General features: G+C 62.4%; 16 protein-coding genes. 1 reads left to right on the top strand and 15 read right to left on the bottom strand.

Going from position 1 to position 14,367, the window contains the following annotated elements:
* From rplN to rpsJ, 12 genes are all read right to left on the bottom strand, one after another.
* Entirely contained in the window at positions 1–369 is a 369-nt protein-coding gene (gene rplN, locus NG696_RS16520) for a 50S ribosomal protein L14 (RefSeq protein WP_024366126.1), read from the bottom strand.
* Between the two features lie 761 nt (positions 370–1,130).
* On the bottom strand, positions 1,131–1,439 hold the full coding sequence (gene rpsQ / locus NG696_RS16525) for a 30S ribosomal protein S17 (RefSeq protein ID WP_056344371.1): 309 nt from the start codon (positions 1,437–1,439) through the stop codon (positions 1,131–1,133).
* The gene (gene rpmC, locus NG696_RS16530; RefSeq protein ID WP_252569497.1) at positions 1,436–1,765 is read right to left on the bottom strand and encodes a 50S ribosomal protein L29; all 330 of its coding nucleotides are present in this window, start codon (positions 1,763–1,765) and stop codon (positions 1,436–1,438) included. Before rpmC ends, rpsQ begins: the two co-directional genes overlap by 4 nt.
* A gap of 2 nt (positions 1,766–1,767) precedes the next feature.
* On the bottom strand, positions 1,768–2,184 hold the full coding sequence (rplP, locus tag NG696_RS16535; protein WP_056344375.1) for a 50S ribosomal protein L16: 417 nt from the start codon (positions 2,182–2,184) through the stop codon (positions 1,768–1,770).
* On the bottom strand, positions 2,185–3,027 hold the full coding sequence (rpsC, locus tag NG696_RS16540; RefSeq protein ID WP_056344378.1) for a 30S ribosomal protein S3: 843 nt from the start codon (positions 3,025–3,027) through the stop codon (positions 2,185–2,187). It abuts the gene before it with no gap.
* On the bottom strand, positions 3,028–3,393 hold the full coding sequence (rplV, locus tag NG696_RS16545; RefSeq protein WP_056344381.1) for a 50S ribosomal protein L22: 366 nt from the start codon (positions 3,391–3,393) through the stop codon (positions 3,028–3,030).
* Between the two features lie 38 nt (positions 3,394–3,431).
* Positions 3,432–3,713: a 30S ribosomal protein S19 gene (rpsS, locus tag NG696_RS16550; RefSeq protein WP_056344384.1), complete on the bottom strand. Its 282-nt coding sequence runs from the start codon at positions 3,711–3,713 to the stop codon at positions 3,432–3,434.
* Between the two features lie 12 nt (positions 3,714–3,725).
* The gene (rplB, locus tag NG696_RS16555; protein ID WP_056344386.1) at positions 3,726–4,565 is read right to left on the bottom strand and encodes a 50S ribosomal protein L2; all 840 of its coding nucleotides are present in this window, start codon (positions 4,563–4,565) and stop codon (positions 3,726–3,728) included.
* A 29-nt stretch (positions 4,566–4,594) separates the two neighbouring features.
* Entirely contained in the window at positions 4,595–4,900 is a 306-nt protein-coding gene (rplW, locus tag NG696_RS16560; RefSeq protein ID WP_018773664.1) for a 50S ribosomal protein L23, read from the bottom strand.
* Entirely contained in the window at positions 4,897–5,520 is a 624-nt protein-coding gene (rplD, locus tag NG696_RS16565) for a 50S ribosomal protein L4 (protein WP_056344389.1), read from the bottom strand. Before rplD ends, rplW begins: the two co-directional genes overlap by 4 nt.
* 4 nt (positions 5,521–5,524) lie before the next feature.
* Positions 5,525–6,175 carry a 50S ribosomal protein L3 gene (gene rplC / locus NG696_RS16570; RefSeq protein WP_252576181.1) on the bottom strand — a complete coding sequence of 217 codons (651 nt, stop codon included), beginning with the start codon at positions 6,173–6,175 and terminating at the stop codon, positions 5,525–5,527.
* A gap of 17 nt (positions 6,176–6,192) precedes the next feature.
* Positions 6,193–6,501: a 30S ribosomal protein S10 gene (gene rpsJ, locus NG696_RS16575; RefSeq protein ID WP_024366135.1), complete on the bottom strand. Its 309-nt coding sequence runs from the start codon at positions 6,499–6,501 to the stop codon at positions 6,193–6,195.
* 434 nt (positions 6,502–6,935) lie between these two features.
* Between rpsJ and NG696_RS16580 the strand changes: the two genes are divergently transcribed.
* Positions 6,936–8,387 (top strand): GH1 family beta-glucosidase, encoded by a 1,452-nt coding sequence (locus tag NG696_RS16580; protein WP_252569500.1) that lies wholly within the window; start codon positions 6,936–6,938, stop codon positions 8,385–8,387.
* A 42-nt stretch (positions 8,388–8,429) separates the two neighbouring features.
* Here the strand turns inward: NG696_RS16580 and NG696_RS20800 are convergent, their stop codons facing one another.
* From NG696_RS20800 to tuf, 3 genes are all read right to left on the bottom strand, one after another.
* Entirely contained in the window at positions 8,430–8,555 is a 126-nt protein-coding gene (locus NG696_RS20800; RefSeq protein WP_256468624.1) for a hypothetical protein, read from the bottom strand.
* Positions 8,556–8,585: 30 nt separating this feature from the next.
* On the bottom strand, positions 8,586–12,869 hold the full coding sequence (locus NG696_RS16585; protein ID WP_252576182.1) for a hypothetical protein: 4,284 nt from the start codon (positions 12,867–12,869) through the stop codon (positions 8,586–8,588).
* Between the two features lie 156 nt (positions 12,870–13,025).
* A complete protein-coding gene (gene tuf / locus NG696_RS16590; protein WP_111906637.1) occupies positions 13,026–14,216 on the bottom strand; it encodes an elongation factor Tu in 1,191 nt (396 codons plus the stop codon).
* Positions 14,217–14,367: the final 151 nt, after the last annotated feature.

The raw sequence follows: 14,367 nt of genomic DNA on the forward strand, positions 1-14,367 counted from the left end.
CTAAAGCACCTCCGGAGCCAGAGAAACGATCTTCATGAACTTCTTGTCACGAAGTTCACGACCAACCGGTCCGAAGATACGGGTACCGCGGGGGTCACCGTCAGCCTTCAGGATCACAGCTGCGTTCTCGTCAAACTTGATATAGGAACCATCCGCACGGCGGCGTTCCTTCTTGGTACGGACGATGACTGCCTTAACAACATCGCCCTTCTTTACGTTGCCGCCCGGAATTGCATCCTTGACGGTAGCGACGATGACGTCGCCAATGCCTGCGTAGCGACGGCCAGATCCACCGAGAACGCGAATGGTAAGGATTTCCTTAGCACCCGTGTTGTCGGCGACCTTGAGTCGCGACTCCTGCTGAATCACTATTTACTCCTTGCGTCGCGCCGGTTCTCAGACCGAAAATCTTCCTACGGAATGAGCCTTGCGGAACGGTTGATCGGGGTGTCTCTTGACCTGCCTGGATTTTGCCAGACCAGGCCTAAACGCCCGTGCCAAAAACATTTGCTTCCCAGGCGGATCCGGACAGGTCCGGAGCACGAGGGGGCACTATGCCGTGGCACGATTGTTTACGAGGTTGATGACGGCGCACAGAGGGCGCCATACAAACTCAATATCCTAGCACAGTTGGGGGCATCTCCCATATCACACGGCGGCAGCCACAGCACAACTGCTTCCCTCCAGAGCCGGCAACGCACGACGGCGTCACGCACGGCACGCTTTCGGCCCACCGGCGGTGCCACTCCCCCGGAAACCCGGCCTCCCGCCGTCGGACGCTCTCTCACTTAATGCGCCTTTTCGGCGGACGCTCTCTCACATGATGCAAGTTTTTGAACGACGCTCTCTCACTTTCCTAAGAAAAGTGAGAGAGCGTCCGGGGATTTCCCGCATTAAGTGAGATATCGTCCTGATGCAAACGCGGACGACGGCGTCACGCACGGCACGCTTTCCGCCCGCTGGCGGTGCAACTCCCCCGGAGACCCGGCCTCCCGCCGTCGGCCGTCCCCCAAAAACCTGCTCCGCGTGACACCCCAGCCAGCCCACCCACCGCGAAATGCGGAAAACCCCCGCTCCCAAAAAGGGAACGGGGGTTTCCGGTGCAGTACCTGCAAGCAGGCTGCGGGGTGTTACTTGGCCTTTTCGAGGATCTCGACCAGACGCCACCGCTTGGTAGCGGACAGCGGGCGGGTCTCGGCGAGGAGAACGAGGTCGCCGATGCCGGCGCTGTTCTCTTCGTCGTGAGCCTTGATCTTCGTGTTGCGGCGGATGACTTTGCCGTACAAAGCGTGCTTTACGCGGTCTTCTACCTGGACAACGATGGTCTTTTCCATCTTGTCCGAGACTACGTAGCCACGCTTCGTCTTACGGTCACCGCGTTCGCCAGCCGTAGCTGCTGCGGAAACAGTTTCCGTCACGTTCTCGTCCTTTTCACTCACTTGGCATCCTCCTCGGCCTCAACCGTTTCAGCCGTTTCGGCCTTCTTGGTTGCAGCCTTCTTGGACTTCTTCTCTTCCTTGGCTTCCACAACCGGTGCGGCAACCTCGGCACGAATGCCCAGCTCGCGCTCACGGAGAACGGTGTAGATGCGTGCGATGTCCTTCTTTACCGCGCGCAGTCGACCGTGGTTCTCCAGCTGACCGGTGGCGGACTGGAAACGCAGGTTGAACAGCTCTTCCTTAGCCTTACGGAGCTCTTCAACGAGGCGCTCGTTGTCGAACGTGTCCAGCTGTGCGGATGCAAGTTCCTTGGATCCTACTGACATTTCTATTCACCACCTTCGCGACGCAAAATGCGTGCCTTCAACGGGAGCTTGTGGATTGCCAGGCGCAGGGCCTCGCGAGCTACCGATTCCTCGACGCCGGAGATCTCAAAGAGAACCCGGCCCGGCTTGACGTTTGAGACCCACCATTCCGGCGAACCCTTACCGGAACCCATGCGGGTTTCGGCAGGCTTCTTGGTGATCGGACGGTCCGGGTAAATGTTGATCCAGACCTTACCGCCACGCTTGATGTGGCGGGTCATCGCGATACGGGCAGACTCGATCTGACGGTTGGTGACGTATGCCGGGCTCAGAGCCTGGATACCCCACTCACCGAAGGAGACCTTGGTGCCGCCCGTAGCAGCGCCGGAACGACCCGGGTGGTGCTGCTTACGGTGCTTGACTCGACGTGGGATAAGCATTTAAGCCTGTCCTCCTTCTACTGCAGCAGGTGCAGCCTCAACTGCCGGAGCCTCGGCAGCCGGAGCTGCCTCTGCTGCCGGACGGTCGGTACGACGGCGGCGGTCACCACGGTCAGCGCCGCCGGCGCCACCCGGGCGGCCCGGACGGTCGCTGGGACCGCGGCCACGGGACGGAGCAGCAGCTGCCTGCTGAGCCAGTTCCTTGGCGGTGACGTCACCCTTGTAGATCCAGACCTTCACGCCGATGCGGCCGAAGGTGGTCTTGGCCTCGTAGAAGCCGTAGTCGATGTTCGCACGGAGGGTGTGCAGGGGCACACGGCCTTCGCGGTAGAACTCCGAGCGGGACATTTCTGCGCCACCCAGTCGACCGGAGCAGGCGATACGGATGCCCTTGGCACCTGCACGCTGAGCGGACTGCATTGCCTTCTTCATCGCACGGCGGAAAGCCACGCGGGAAGTCAGCTGCTCAGCAACACCCTGGGCAACAAGCTGTGCTTCCATCTCGGGGTTCTTGACCTCGAGGATGTTCAGCTGGACCTGCTTGCCCGTCAGCTTCTCAAGCTCGCCGCGGATGCGGTCTGCTTCAGCGCCGCGGCGGCCGATAACGATGCCGGGACGTGCCGTGTGGATATCCACGCGGACACGGTCACGGGTGCGCTCGATCTCAACCTTGGCGATACCGGCGCGCTCCATGCCAACTGACATGAGCTGGCGGATACGGATGTCTTCGCGAACGAAGTCCTTGTACCGCTGTCCGGGCTTGGTGCTGTCAGCGAACCAGTGCGATACGTGATCGGTGGTGATGCCGAGTCGGAACCCGTGCGGGTTAACTTTCTGTCCCACTTAGCGAGCCTCCTCTTTCTCAGGTGTAGCGACTACCACAGTGATGTGGCTGGTGCGCTTCTTGATCTGAAATGCACGACCCTGAGCACGCGGCTGGAACCGCTTCATGGTCGGGCCTTCATCAACGAACATTTCGCTGATGATGAGGTCGCTTTCGTCAAACGAAACACCGTCGCGGTCCGCGAGGGACCGGGCGTTTGCGATTGCCGACTGTACTACCTTGAATACCGGCTCCGAAGCTGCCTGGGGGGCAAACTTCAGAATTGCCAGAGCCTCATTCGCTTGCTTACCACGAACAAGGTTGACGACGCGCCGGGCCTTCATAGGCGTTACGCGGATGTGACGCGCAATTGCCTTGGCTTCCATTGCTTTCCTTCTCTCGTCTTTGACGTAAGTGCAGGCGCCTAGCGGCGCTTGCCCTTACGGTCGTCCTTGACATGGCCGCGGAATGTCCGCGTGGGAGCGAATTCGCCGAGCTTGTGCCCGACCATCGACTCAGTGACAAACACCGGAATGTGCTTGCGTCCGTCGTGTACGGCGATCGTGTGCCCAAGCATGTTGGGGATGATCATCGAACGGCGGGACCAGGTCTTGATGACGTTCTTGGTGCCCTTTTCGTTTTCCCTGTCCACCTTTACAAAGAGGTGCTGGTCAACGAAAGGACCTTTTTTCAGGCTGCGTGGCATGTGTCCAGGCTCCTATCGCTTGTTCTTGCCAGTACGACGGCGACGAACAATAAGCTTGTCGCTCTCTTTGTTGGGACGCCGGGTGCGGCCTTCCCGCTTACCGTTCGGGTTGACGGGGTGACGTCCACCGGACGTCTTACCCTCGCCACCACCGTGCGGGTGGTCAACCGGGTTCATCGCGACACCACGGACGGTCGGGCGAACGCCCTTCCAGCGCATGCGGCCGGCCTTACCCCAGTTGATGTTCGACTGCTCGGCGTTGCCGACCTCGCCGACGGTTGCGCGGCAGCGCACGTCAACGTTGCGGATTTCGCCGGAAGGCAGACGCAGCTGGGCGAAGCGGCCTTCCTTGGCTACAAGCTGGATCGATGCGCCGGCGGAGCGGCCCATCTTGGCGCCGCCACCCGGACGCAGTTCAACTGCGTGGATTACGGTACCAACCGGGATGTTGAGCAGCGGCAGGTTGTTACCGGGCTTGATGTCAGCACCGGAACCTGCCTCAACGACGTCACCCTGGGAGAGCTTGTTCGGGGCGATGATGTAACGCTTGGTGCCATCAACGTAGTGCAGGAGGGCGATGCGAGCCGTGCGGTTCGGATCGTACTCGATTTCGGCAACGCGGGCGTTGACGCCGTCTTTGTCGTGGCGACGGAAGTCGATCAGACGGTACTGGCGCTTGTGGCCACCACCCTTGTGACGGGTCGTGATCTTACCGGAGTTGTTACGGCCGCCCTTTTTGGGCAGCGGACGTACCAACGACTTTTCCGGCGTCGACCGCGTGATTTCGGTGAAGTCCGCTACGCTCGAGCCACGACGGCCCGGGGTAGTCGGCTTGTATTTACGGATTCCCATAATTTATTTCCTCGTTAAAGTGGTCTCCGCTACGAGAGCGGACCGCCGAAGATGTCGATGGTGCCTTCTTTGAGGCTCACAATTGCACGCTTGGTGTTCTTGCGGGTACCCCATCCGAATTTGGTGCGCTTGCGCTTACCGGCACGGTTGATGGTGTTGATCGATTCGACCTTGACGGAGAAAATCTTCTCCACGGCCAGCTTGATCTCGGTCTTGTTCGAGCGGGGGTCCACCAGGAAGGTGTACTTGCCCTCATCGATCAGGCCGTAGCTTTTTTCCGATACGACGGGTGCAAGCACGACGTCGCGCGGGTCTTTGATGGTGGCTGCACTCACTTGGCATCCTCCTCGTTCTTTGCTACTGCCCGGTCAGCAACGAATGCTTCGTAGGCAGCCTTGGTGAAGACAACGTCGTCAGAGACGAGTACGTCGTAGGTGTTCAGCTGGTCTGCGTACAGAACGTGAACACCGGCGAGGTTGCGCACGGAAAGTGCTGCAACATCGTTGGCGCGCTCGATGACAACCAGCAGGTTCTTGCGCTCGGAAACTCCGCGCAGCGTTGCCAGTGCGTTCTTGACGGACGGCTTGGTGCCCTCCACCAGTTCAGCAACAACGTGGATGCGTCCGTTGCGTGCCCGGTCAGAGAGTGCGCCGCGCAGTGCAGCAGCAATCATCTTCTTGGGGGTGCGCTGGCTGTAGTCACGCGGTGTGGGACCGTGGACTACGCCACCACCGGTCATGTGAGGAGCACGGATTGAACCCTGACGGGCGCGGCCGGTGCCCTTCTGCTTGAACGGCTTGCGACCTGCACCGGAAACTTCGGCGCGGGTCTTGGTTTTGTGGGTACCCTGGCGAGCAGCAGCGAGCTGGGCTACGACGACCTGGTGCAGCAGCGGCACGTTGGTCTGAACGTCGAAGATCTCTGCAGGCAGGTCAACCTTGACAGTGCTAGTCATTGAACTAGGCTCCCTTCACGGCGGTGCGTACGAGTACGACCTGGCCGCGGGCGCCGGGGACGGCACCCTTGATCAGGAGCAGCGACTTCTCGACGTCAACTGCGTGAACCGTGAGGTTCAGCGTGGTGTGACGAACGGCGCCCATGCGGCCGGCCATTTTCATGCCCTTGAAGACGCGGCTCGGGGTGGATGCGCCACCGATTGAACCGGGCTTACGGTGGTTCTTGTGAGCACCGTGTGAGGCGGGAGCACCGTGGAAGCCGTGACGCTTCATAACACCGGCGAAGCCCTTACCCTTGGTGGTGCCAATAACGTCGATCTTCTGGCCGGCTTCGAAGAGCTCAACAGAAAGCTCCTGGCCCAGCTCGTAAGTGTCAGCATCTGCTGTGCGCAGTTCGACGACGTGGCGGCGAGGCGTGACGCCTGCCTTTTCAAAGTGACCAGCCAGCGGCTTGGTGACCTTGCGGGGATCGATCTGGCCGTAGCCGATCTGAACAGCTACGTAGCCATCAGTGTCTGCGTAGCGCAGCTGGGTGATGACGTTCGAATCTGCCTGGACCACAGTGACGGGGATGAGCTTGTTGTTCTCGTCCCAGACCTGGGTCATGCCGAGCTTCGTGCCCAGCAGGCCCTTTACGTTACGGGTTGCGGTCATAGTCTCTCAGCACCTCCCTACAGCTTGATTTCGATGTTCACGTCGGCCGGCAGGTCGAGACGCATAAGCGAGTCAACAGCCTTCGGCGTGGGATCGATGATGTCGATAAGACGCTTGTGCGTGCGCATTTCAAAGTGCTCGCGGCTGTCCTTGTACTTGTGCGGAGAGCGGATAACACAGTAAATGTTCTTCTCCGTCGGCAGCGGCACGGGGCCAACTACCGTTGCGCCTGCGCGCGTGACCGTCTCAACGATCTTCCGTGCTGAAGAGTCAATGACCTCGTGGTCATATGACTTCAGCCGGATGCGGATTTTTTGTCCCGCCATGTCGCCTGACTCTCTTTCAGTTAGTGCTGCTCCCGGTGAGGGCTGCTCTGTTCACTTTCTTGTTGCATGTGGCTGCCGAAGCATTTGAAGTCTGAACTACCACCCGCCGCGCAAGCTGAATCCGGATGAATCCGGGTTCCTCAACCTGCCGACGTAACCGACCCCCGCGGTCGGGCGTGTCGCGCTTAGCACGCATACAAATCCGCAGTTCCATGGGGAGTGGGTTATGTTTGGGCTTCCACTTGGACCCTGACACCCGGCATTATCCGGATCGGGACACGAAGAAGCGCTTGAACAACTCATCTAGTATGCCGGATATTATGCCCAGAAGCGAATCTGCAGGCTGACACCTCCCCGTCCGGCCCAGTGCGCATTCGGGCCCTGCACGGCCTGGGGTCATTGCCTTCGGCAACATCCGAATGGATGATGGGGGAATGACCGTCGAAAATGACGTTTCCGTCCAGAATCTGGCCGACCGACTGCCCAGCTCGTTCACCCTGGGTGTTGCCGCGGCCGCCTTCCAGATCGAAGGCTCCCTCTCCGCTGACGGACGGGGTCCCTCCGGCTGGGACGCCTTCGCGGAGAAACCCGGCGCCATCATCGATGGACACTCCCCAGCAGTGGCCTGCGACCACTACAACCGCTCGCCCGAAGATGTGGCTCTCATGCGGAACCTCGGCGTGGATTCCTACCGCTTTTCCATCTCCTGGCCGCGCATCCAGCCGGACGGCCGCGGCGCGTTCAACAAACAGGGCTTGGACTTCTACGACCGCCTGATCGACCAGCTGCTCGAAGCCGGCATCTCCCCCATGGCCACCCTCTACCACTGGGATACGCCACTGCCCTTGGAACACCGTGGCGGCTGGATGAACAGGGCCACCGCCGAACGCTTCGCTGAGTACGCAGGCGAGGCCGGCCGGCGTTTTGGTGATCGCGTAGACCAGTGGGTAACCCTCAACGAACCAGCCTCGGTAGTCCTCAACGGCTATGCGCTGGGCGTCCATGCCCCCGGACGGGATCTCCTCTTTGACGCCTTTCCTGCTGTCCACAACCAGCTGCTTGCCCATGGCATGGCCGTCCAGGCGCTGCGCGCAGCAGGGGTCCGCGGCGGAATCGGCGTGACCAACCTCCACTCCCCCGTCCGGCCGGCCACGCGAAAAATCGCGGACAAATACATCGCGCTGGTTTTCGACCTGATGCTCAACCGGATCTATGCCGATCCGGTCCTCCTGGGCCGATACCCCCGCCCGCCGCTCATCACCAAGCCCTGGTTCCGGTCGTTCGGCAGAATCCCCGACGCCGACCTCCGCACCATCCACCAGCCCCTGGACTTCTACGGCGTGAACTATTACTACCCCACGAAGGTGGCAGCCGGACGGGGTCCGGCAGAAAGCCCCACGGGTCCTGCCGAGGCGATGGTGCGGGTGCCGTTCCATCAGGAGCCGTTCCCCGAATACGGCACCACGGGTTTCGGCTGGCCGGTAGCACCGGAGCATCTGGGCATCCTGCTGCGCGAACTAAAGGACCGCTATAAAGGGGACCTGCCCCCGTTGTACATCACCGAAAGCGGCGCCAGCTTCCCGGAGCCCGACCATGTCAGCGGCCCCATCCAGGACCTGGACCGGATCAATTACATCGCGGACCACCTGCGGCACGCGCTGGAGGCGACGGCACCGGGCGGAATTGCCCACGACGTGGACCTCCGCGGCTATTACGTCTGGACCTTGATGGATAACTTTGAATGGGCCGCGGGGTACTCCCAGCGCTTCGGCCTGGTGCACGTGGATTTCGACACCCTGGAGCGCACACCCAAGGAATCGTTCTACTGGTACCGGGCGCTCAGTCAGGCCCGGAAATCACTGGCCGGCGAAGGCCAGCCCGGCTGAACACCGGCGAACACCCCTGCCGGCTGAGGCCCAGTGGCCTTGCTACTTGTCCTTGTTTGCCCGGTTGATTCGCTTGGCGCGGTCAATCTCGGTGCGGAAATGCTTCTTGGCCCAGAAAACTCCGGCGACCACGGCGACCACGATGATCAGAAAAATCAGCCATTCCATGATGTACTCCTCTCGCTGTCAGCAACAGTATCAGTGCCGGCGTGACGGTTCCCTGCCGTCGCGGGACTGCGGGTTGGACTCAGGACCCGGGGTCACCTCTGGTCCCGCCTCCGGCGCCTGACCGGCCGTTCCACGGTTCAGCCGCCAGACGGCAAGGACGATCAGCCCCACAGCGATGAACGCCAACAGCAGGAACGTGTACTGCCGCATGGCCCACAGAATGCAGGCGGCCACCCCGGCCGCGCCCCACCAGACGAAGAGCCGTTCCCCCAGTCCAAGGCCTGCCACGAGCAGCAGGGCGAGGAGCACCAGGACCCACAGCTGCTGCCCACCGTTACCGCCGACCACTATGCCCAGGCCGCTCAGCGAGAGCAAAACAGAGGCCGCGCCCACCAGGAACCGGCCGGCAGCTTGGTTGCCGGTGAAGTAGCGCAAGCCACCGAGGACAGCGGCCAGGACCACGTACCACTGGACAACCCAGAACGGACTGGGAAAGTCGGTCAATAGCCGGCCTGTGCGACCTTCAGGTGCGTCCAGTTCGAAGATGGCAGCACGCTGGATGGCTACGGTGAGGAGCAACGCACCCACCTCAAGGGCGATCCGTCGCGCCCTTGTGGGTGCCTCCCTGTAGGAGACACCGACGGCGGCGGCCAGCACGGCGGCCGCCGTCCAGGACGTTGCATCGTGCCGGATTCCGACGAAGGCCACCAGGACGAGGCCGAGGAAGGCCACACTGGCAAGCGACCAACGACGCACCGGCTCGGCCTGCAACGGGCCGCTGCGCATGAGCCGCACAGCATAGTGGGCGGCCGAAGCCACGCCCGCGCCGGTCAGCCATGGCAGGAATCCGCCCCAGACGCCAGGGACATCCTGATACGCCTCCGCTGCCAAGGCGACGGACCCGCCGAGCGCAGCCACGGCTGCCGGCGGATACGCGACCGGCAGATCCTCGATATGCGACGCGGTAAAGCACACGGCCGACAGGACCAGTACAGCCGCTCCCGTCACCCCGTCGGCCGCCAACGGCGAGATCAGCAGCCCAACACCGGCAAATGAGCTGGCGGTAACCAGCCAGAGCCAGTTTTCGACGTCCGCGTCGCCAGTGGTCTGTTGGTGACCATTCTGCTCGTGCCCGTTCTGAGTGAACCCGTTCTGCCGGCCCGCGTTCTGCCGGTGTCGCAGGATGCCGGCAGCGGCAGCAAGCAGCGCACCACCCAGCAGAGTCACGGCAGTGCCCGTGTGGCTCAGGACCGCGGTCACAAGGAACGTCCCGCCGAACGTGAACAGCGGGCCCAGGGCCAGCACGCCGAACAGCGCCGCATACACAGCGAAGTAGCGGGCTCCGTAGGCACTGAAGAGTCTTCTGGCCACCACTGCAGAGACCAGCAGAATCAGTAGTTCCAGCAACACCACCCAGCGGCCGCCGTCGTCGTCCTGCGCCAGCAGCCCGACGCCACCCGGCCTCGTCACGTACGCCAGCGGCAGCAACGCCTGCCCTGCCATGGTGATCCAGACTGCAGCCTGCTGGAAGGGGATGTCAGCCAGCCGTGAGCGCACCACCCAGCGGACGGCATGCTGGGCCGCGAGCACCAGGGCGAAGGTCACCGAAACCACAGTGGGCGAGGCGGTGATGTCGTAGCTGAGGACCAGCGCGAGGCCTGCTGTCAGCACGCGGGCCGCCACAAAGTACCAGCCTTTCCTGGCCCGCTGTTGCTCGGCCACCACCATCAGCGTGGAGTAGACCGCGAAGATACCCAGGATCAGTTCCACCCGAAGTAGATCGCCATCGCTGAGGACCAGCAGCACAACAAATGCAAACGGGGCCAGCCAGACTGCACGCGCCTCCCGGCGGAGAACGTACCCCGAAGCCGCCGCGCCTAGGGCCACGAGTCCTGCAGCGGAGGTTCCCTGCCAGTCTGCGGAACCTGACTGCAAAAGGCTGGCAATGCCGCCCAACTGGAGAAGGAGCACTGCGCCCGCGTCAGCAAGAATCCCGCGGGGAGCACAACGGCGGACGGCAGCCACCAGCGGAAGGGACAGCTGAAGTGCCAGCACAGTCACCAGGACCGTCGCCGGACGGAGCACTTCGTCCGCGATGACCACCGGACCGCTGTCCTGCTGCAGCTGGTGAAAGGCTGTCAGGGCAAGCACTGTGGCTGCCGCCCTGGCGAACCACCAGTAGGCCCAGCGGTGTTGGCGCAGGGGCAGACGCATCGCAGTGATGATCAGATACGCCACCACCAGCAGCAGCGACACGTTTCCGGCGCCTTGTGAAACGGCCTGGAACGCGACCGTCGCCGCCACTACGGAGATACCCAGCGGCAAGGCCTCCCAGACCGTTGCAACCCAGTCCCGTTCCGTGGCCGGCCGTGGAACCAACAGGGCGCCGATAGCAAAAGCCGCAGCAAGCTGGATGAGCAGGCCTACGGCCGTCAGGCCGTGATCCGGCGAGGTCTCAATGAACGACAGCCCGACCAGAACCAGAGCACCCCCGGCACCAAAGAGCACCAAGGTGGGCTGCGGCGCCAAGGTCCGCACCCCGAAGCGCTGCAAGAACGCAGTAAGGAGCTGCTGGCACACCAGCGCCACCAACAGCGCGAACACGGATGCCTCGGCCCGCCCAGGACCGTCATCCAGCACCGCAGCGACGGTTACGGGGACTGCAAATGTAAGGGCCAACCGGGCACCCAGAACCAACCTGCCACGGAAATCACCTGCATCAAAGGCCCCGCGGATCGCCCAGAAGCCGGCGGCCAGCAGCAACATGCCGGCGAGCGGCCACGCGCCCATCGAAGGCGAAACTATGCCAGCCAAGACCAGTACGGCCACTGGCGCCCATTCGGCCCGGCCAGCCCACCTGGCTGCCAGCACCATGCCCGTGGCCAACGATAAGGCCAGCGGCACCCACATCGGCACCGTTGTACCCGCTGCGACTGAACCGTAGCCGTCCATAGTGCGGAAGAAGCCGACAGCGGTCTCCTGAACGCTGAACGCCGTGGTGGCAGCGAGTTGCAGAGCAAACATGGCCCGGGCATCAACCTGCCAGCGTTCTCCAGCGGCGTTTGGGCTGTTGCCGGCGGCGGTCGAGTCTGCCTGTTGCTGTGGGAACCACGCGGTCAGCCTGGCCGACAGAAACGCCAGCCCCACTGTCTGCGTGGCGAACAGTAGGCCGGCGGCGAGCAGGGCGTCGGTCCCGCGGCCGGTCAGGTGCCAGATCTCGACGGCGGCAGCTACAGTCAGGGCGGCCCGTGCCGCATAGAAGTTGATCAGCCGGAACCGCCCCGGAACAGCGGCCATGAGGGCAAAATAGACTCCGCACATCCCGATGACCAGCGCGTACTCAGCTTGGTCCAAGTGCAACGGCACGCAGGTCGCGGCGACGGCAACGGCCGGAACCACCAACGGGTGCAGGACCATCAGCGGCCTGACGTACACCGGCGGCAGCCAACGCGGCCGGGCAAGGGCAATGCCAGTTAGCAGCACGGCGACGGCTATGAGCGCAGAGAAATACCAGACGAGCGCGCCACCCAGGATTGAAACGCCGGCGAACGCTGTGGAAGCCACAAACGTGAAGGAAAGGTACACGAGAACCCTGCTCTCCAGCCGGACCGCCGCCGCAACATAAGCCGCGGTACCGATCAGCGACGTGATCAGCCAGGCAGACGGGCCGTGATGCAATGCGAAGTTGTACAGTGCCAGCCCGGTCACAGGAACCAGGGCAAGCCCGGTGCCGGTGAACGCCCCGGCAGCAGGCTTCAGCCGCGGGACCCGGGCGTGCAGTACAAATCCCGCGCCATAGAAAAGAGCCGTGACTGCGCAGACGCCGGCAAAGCGCAACATGGGCGGAAGGCTGGTGCCGATGAAGAGTGCTGCGGCAGCCACCAGCAGCAGGCTGGCCACATACAGCGTGATGTTGATGTTCTGCCGGTCCCGCATTTCACGGCGGGCCTGGCGCTCAACCGGTGTCTCCGGAAATGTCTGGAACGAGGCGGCCGGAGACTGCGGCGGAATCCTCGGTGGCACCGACGCGGTGGGCGACGGCGACGATAACGGCGCCAAAGGCGACGGCGGCACCAGGGAGATCCTGACGTCGGCGGGCACCGGAGCGGCCGGCGTGGGCACACTGCTGGCTACCGCCGTCGTACGCTGCCCCAGGGGCGGGCCCTCCCCCAGCCGTGAGTCGGCGTCGGCAGAACTTGGCGATTGCGTGGCCCCCGGACTTGGCTGGCCGGACGCCTGAAGCTTGGCCACGGCGTCAAGCCACCCCTGAAGGTGACCGGCGCGGTACCCCGCTTCATATGATTCGTCCCTCACGGCGATCCCTTTCCAAAGGGCAGGCCTGCCTGCACAATTAATCCATTGATTGGATTAATTGTAGCAAAGAACAGCCCCGCTGCACTAGCAGCGGGGCTGTTCCAAACTTCGCGTCAGGCCGTCAGACGGCGATCAGCTCCGTAATCAACAAGTAAATTACTTGACGATCTTGGTAACGCGTCCTGAACCAACGGTGCGGCCGCCTTCGCGGATAGCGAAGCCGAGGCCCTCTTCCATGGCGATGGGCTGGATGAGCGCAACGGTCATCTCAGTGTTGTCGCCAGGCATAACCATTTCCGTGCCTTCCGGCAGGGTGATAACGCCGGTTACGTCCGTGGTGCGGAAGTAGAACTGCGGGCGGTAGTTCGAGTAGAACGGGTTGTGACGTCCGCCTTCGTCCTTGGAGAGGATGTAGACGTTGGCCTCGAAGTCGGTGTGCGGGGTGATGGAACCCGGCTTGACGACAACCTGGCCACGCTCTACGTCATCGCGCTTCAGACCGCGGAGCAGGAGGCCACAGTTCTCGCCGGCCCATGCTTCGTCGAGCTGCTTGTGGAACATCTCGATACCGGTAACCGTGGTCTTCTGGACCGGGCGGATGCCGACGATCTCGACCTCGGAGTTGATGGCGAGAGTTCCGCGCTCGGCGCGGCCCGTTACAACGGTGCCACGGCCGGTGATCGTGAAGACATCTTCGATCGGCATCAGGAACGGCTTGTCACGGTCACGTACGGGGTCCGGAACGGACTCGTCAACGGCTGCCATGAGGTCCTCGACGGACTTGACCCAGATGGGGTCGCCTTCGAGGGCCTTCAGGCCGGAAACGCGAACAACGGGAGCTTCGTCGCCATCGAAGCCCTGAGCCGAAAGCAGCTCACGAACTTCCATTTCAACGAGGTCCAGCAGCTCTTCGTCGTCAACCATGTCCGACTTGTTCAGCGCAACCAGCAGGTAGGGAACGCCAACCTGGCGGGCAAGCAGAACGTGCTCGCGGGTCTGAGCCATCGGGCCGTCAGTGGCGGCAACCACGAGGATTGCACCGTCCATCTGTGCGGCACCGGTGATCATGTTCTTGATGTAGTCAGCGTGACCCGGAGCGTCTACGTGTGCGTAGTGGCGCTTCTCGGTCTGGTACTCAACGTGGGAAATGTTGATCGTGATGCCACGCTGGCGCTCTTCCGGAGCAGAGTCAATCGACGCGAAGTCGCGCTGCTCGTTGAGAGTCGGGTACTTGTCGTACAGCACCTTGGAAATGGCGGCAGTCAGCGTCGTCTTACCGTGGTCAACGTGACCAATGGTGCCGATGTTGACGTGCGGCTTAGTCCGCTCGAACTTTGCCTTTGCCACAGGTTCCTCCTAGAACGTTTTCAAATGACTTACCCTTCAACCGCGCTTATCGCGGCAGAAACTCAGGCAAGTCTACTTGGGGGGCTTTGGATTGGTGAAATTGCAGATTCAGGAACTAATACTAGTCCCTCGAGCCTGTTCGTGCAGATGG

Source organism: Pseudarthrobacter cellobiosi, assembly GCF_023913755.1.
In the GTDB taxonomy this organism is placed as follows: Bacteria; Actinomycetota; Actinomycetes; order Actinomycetales; family Micrococcaceae; genus Arthrobacter; species Arthrobacter cellobiosi.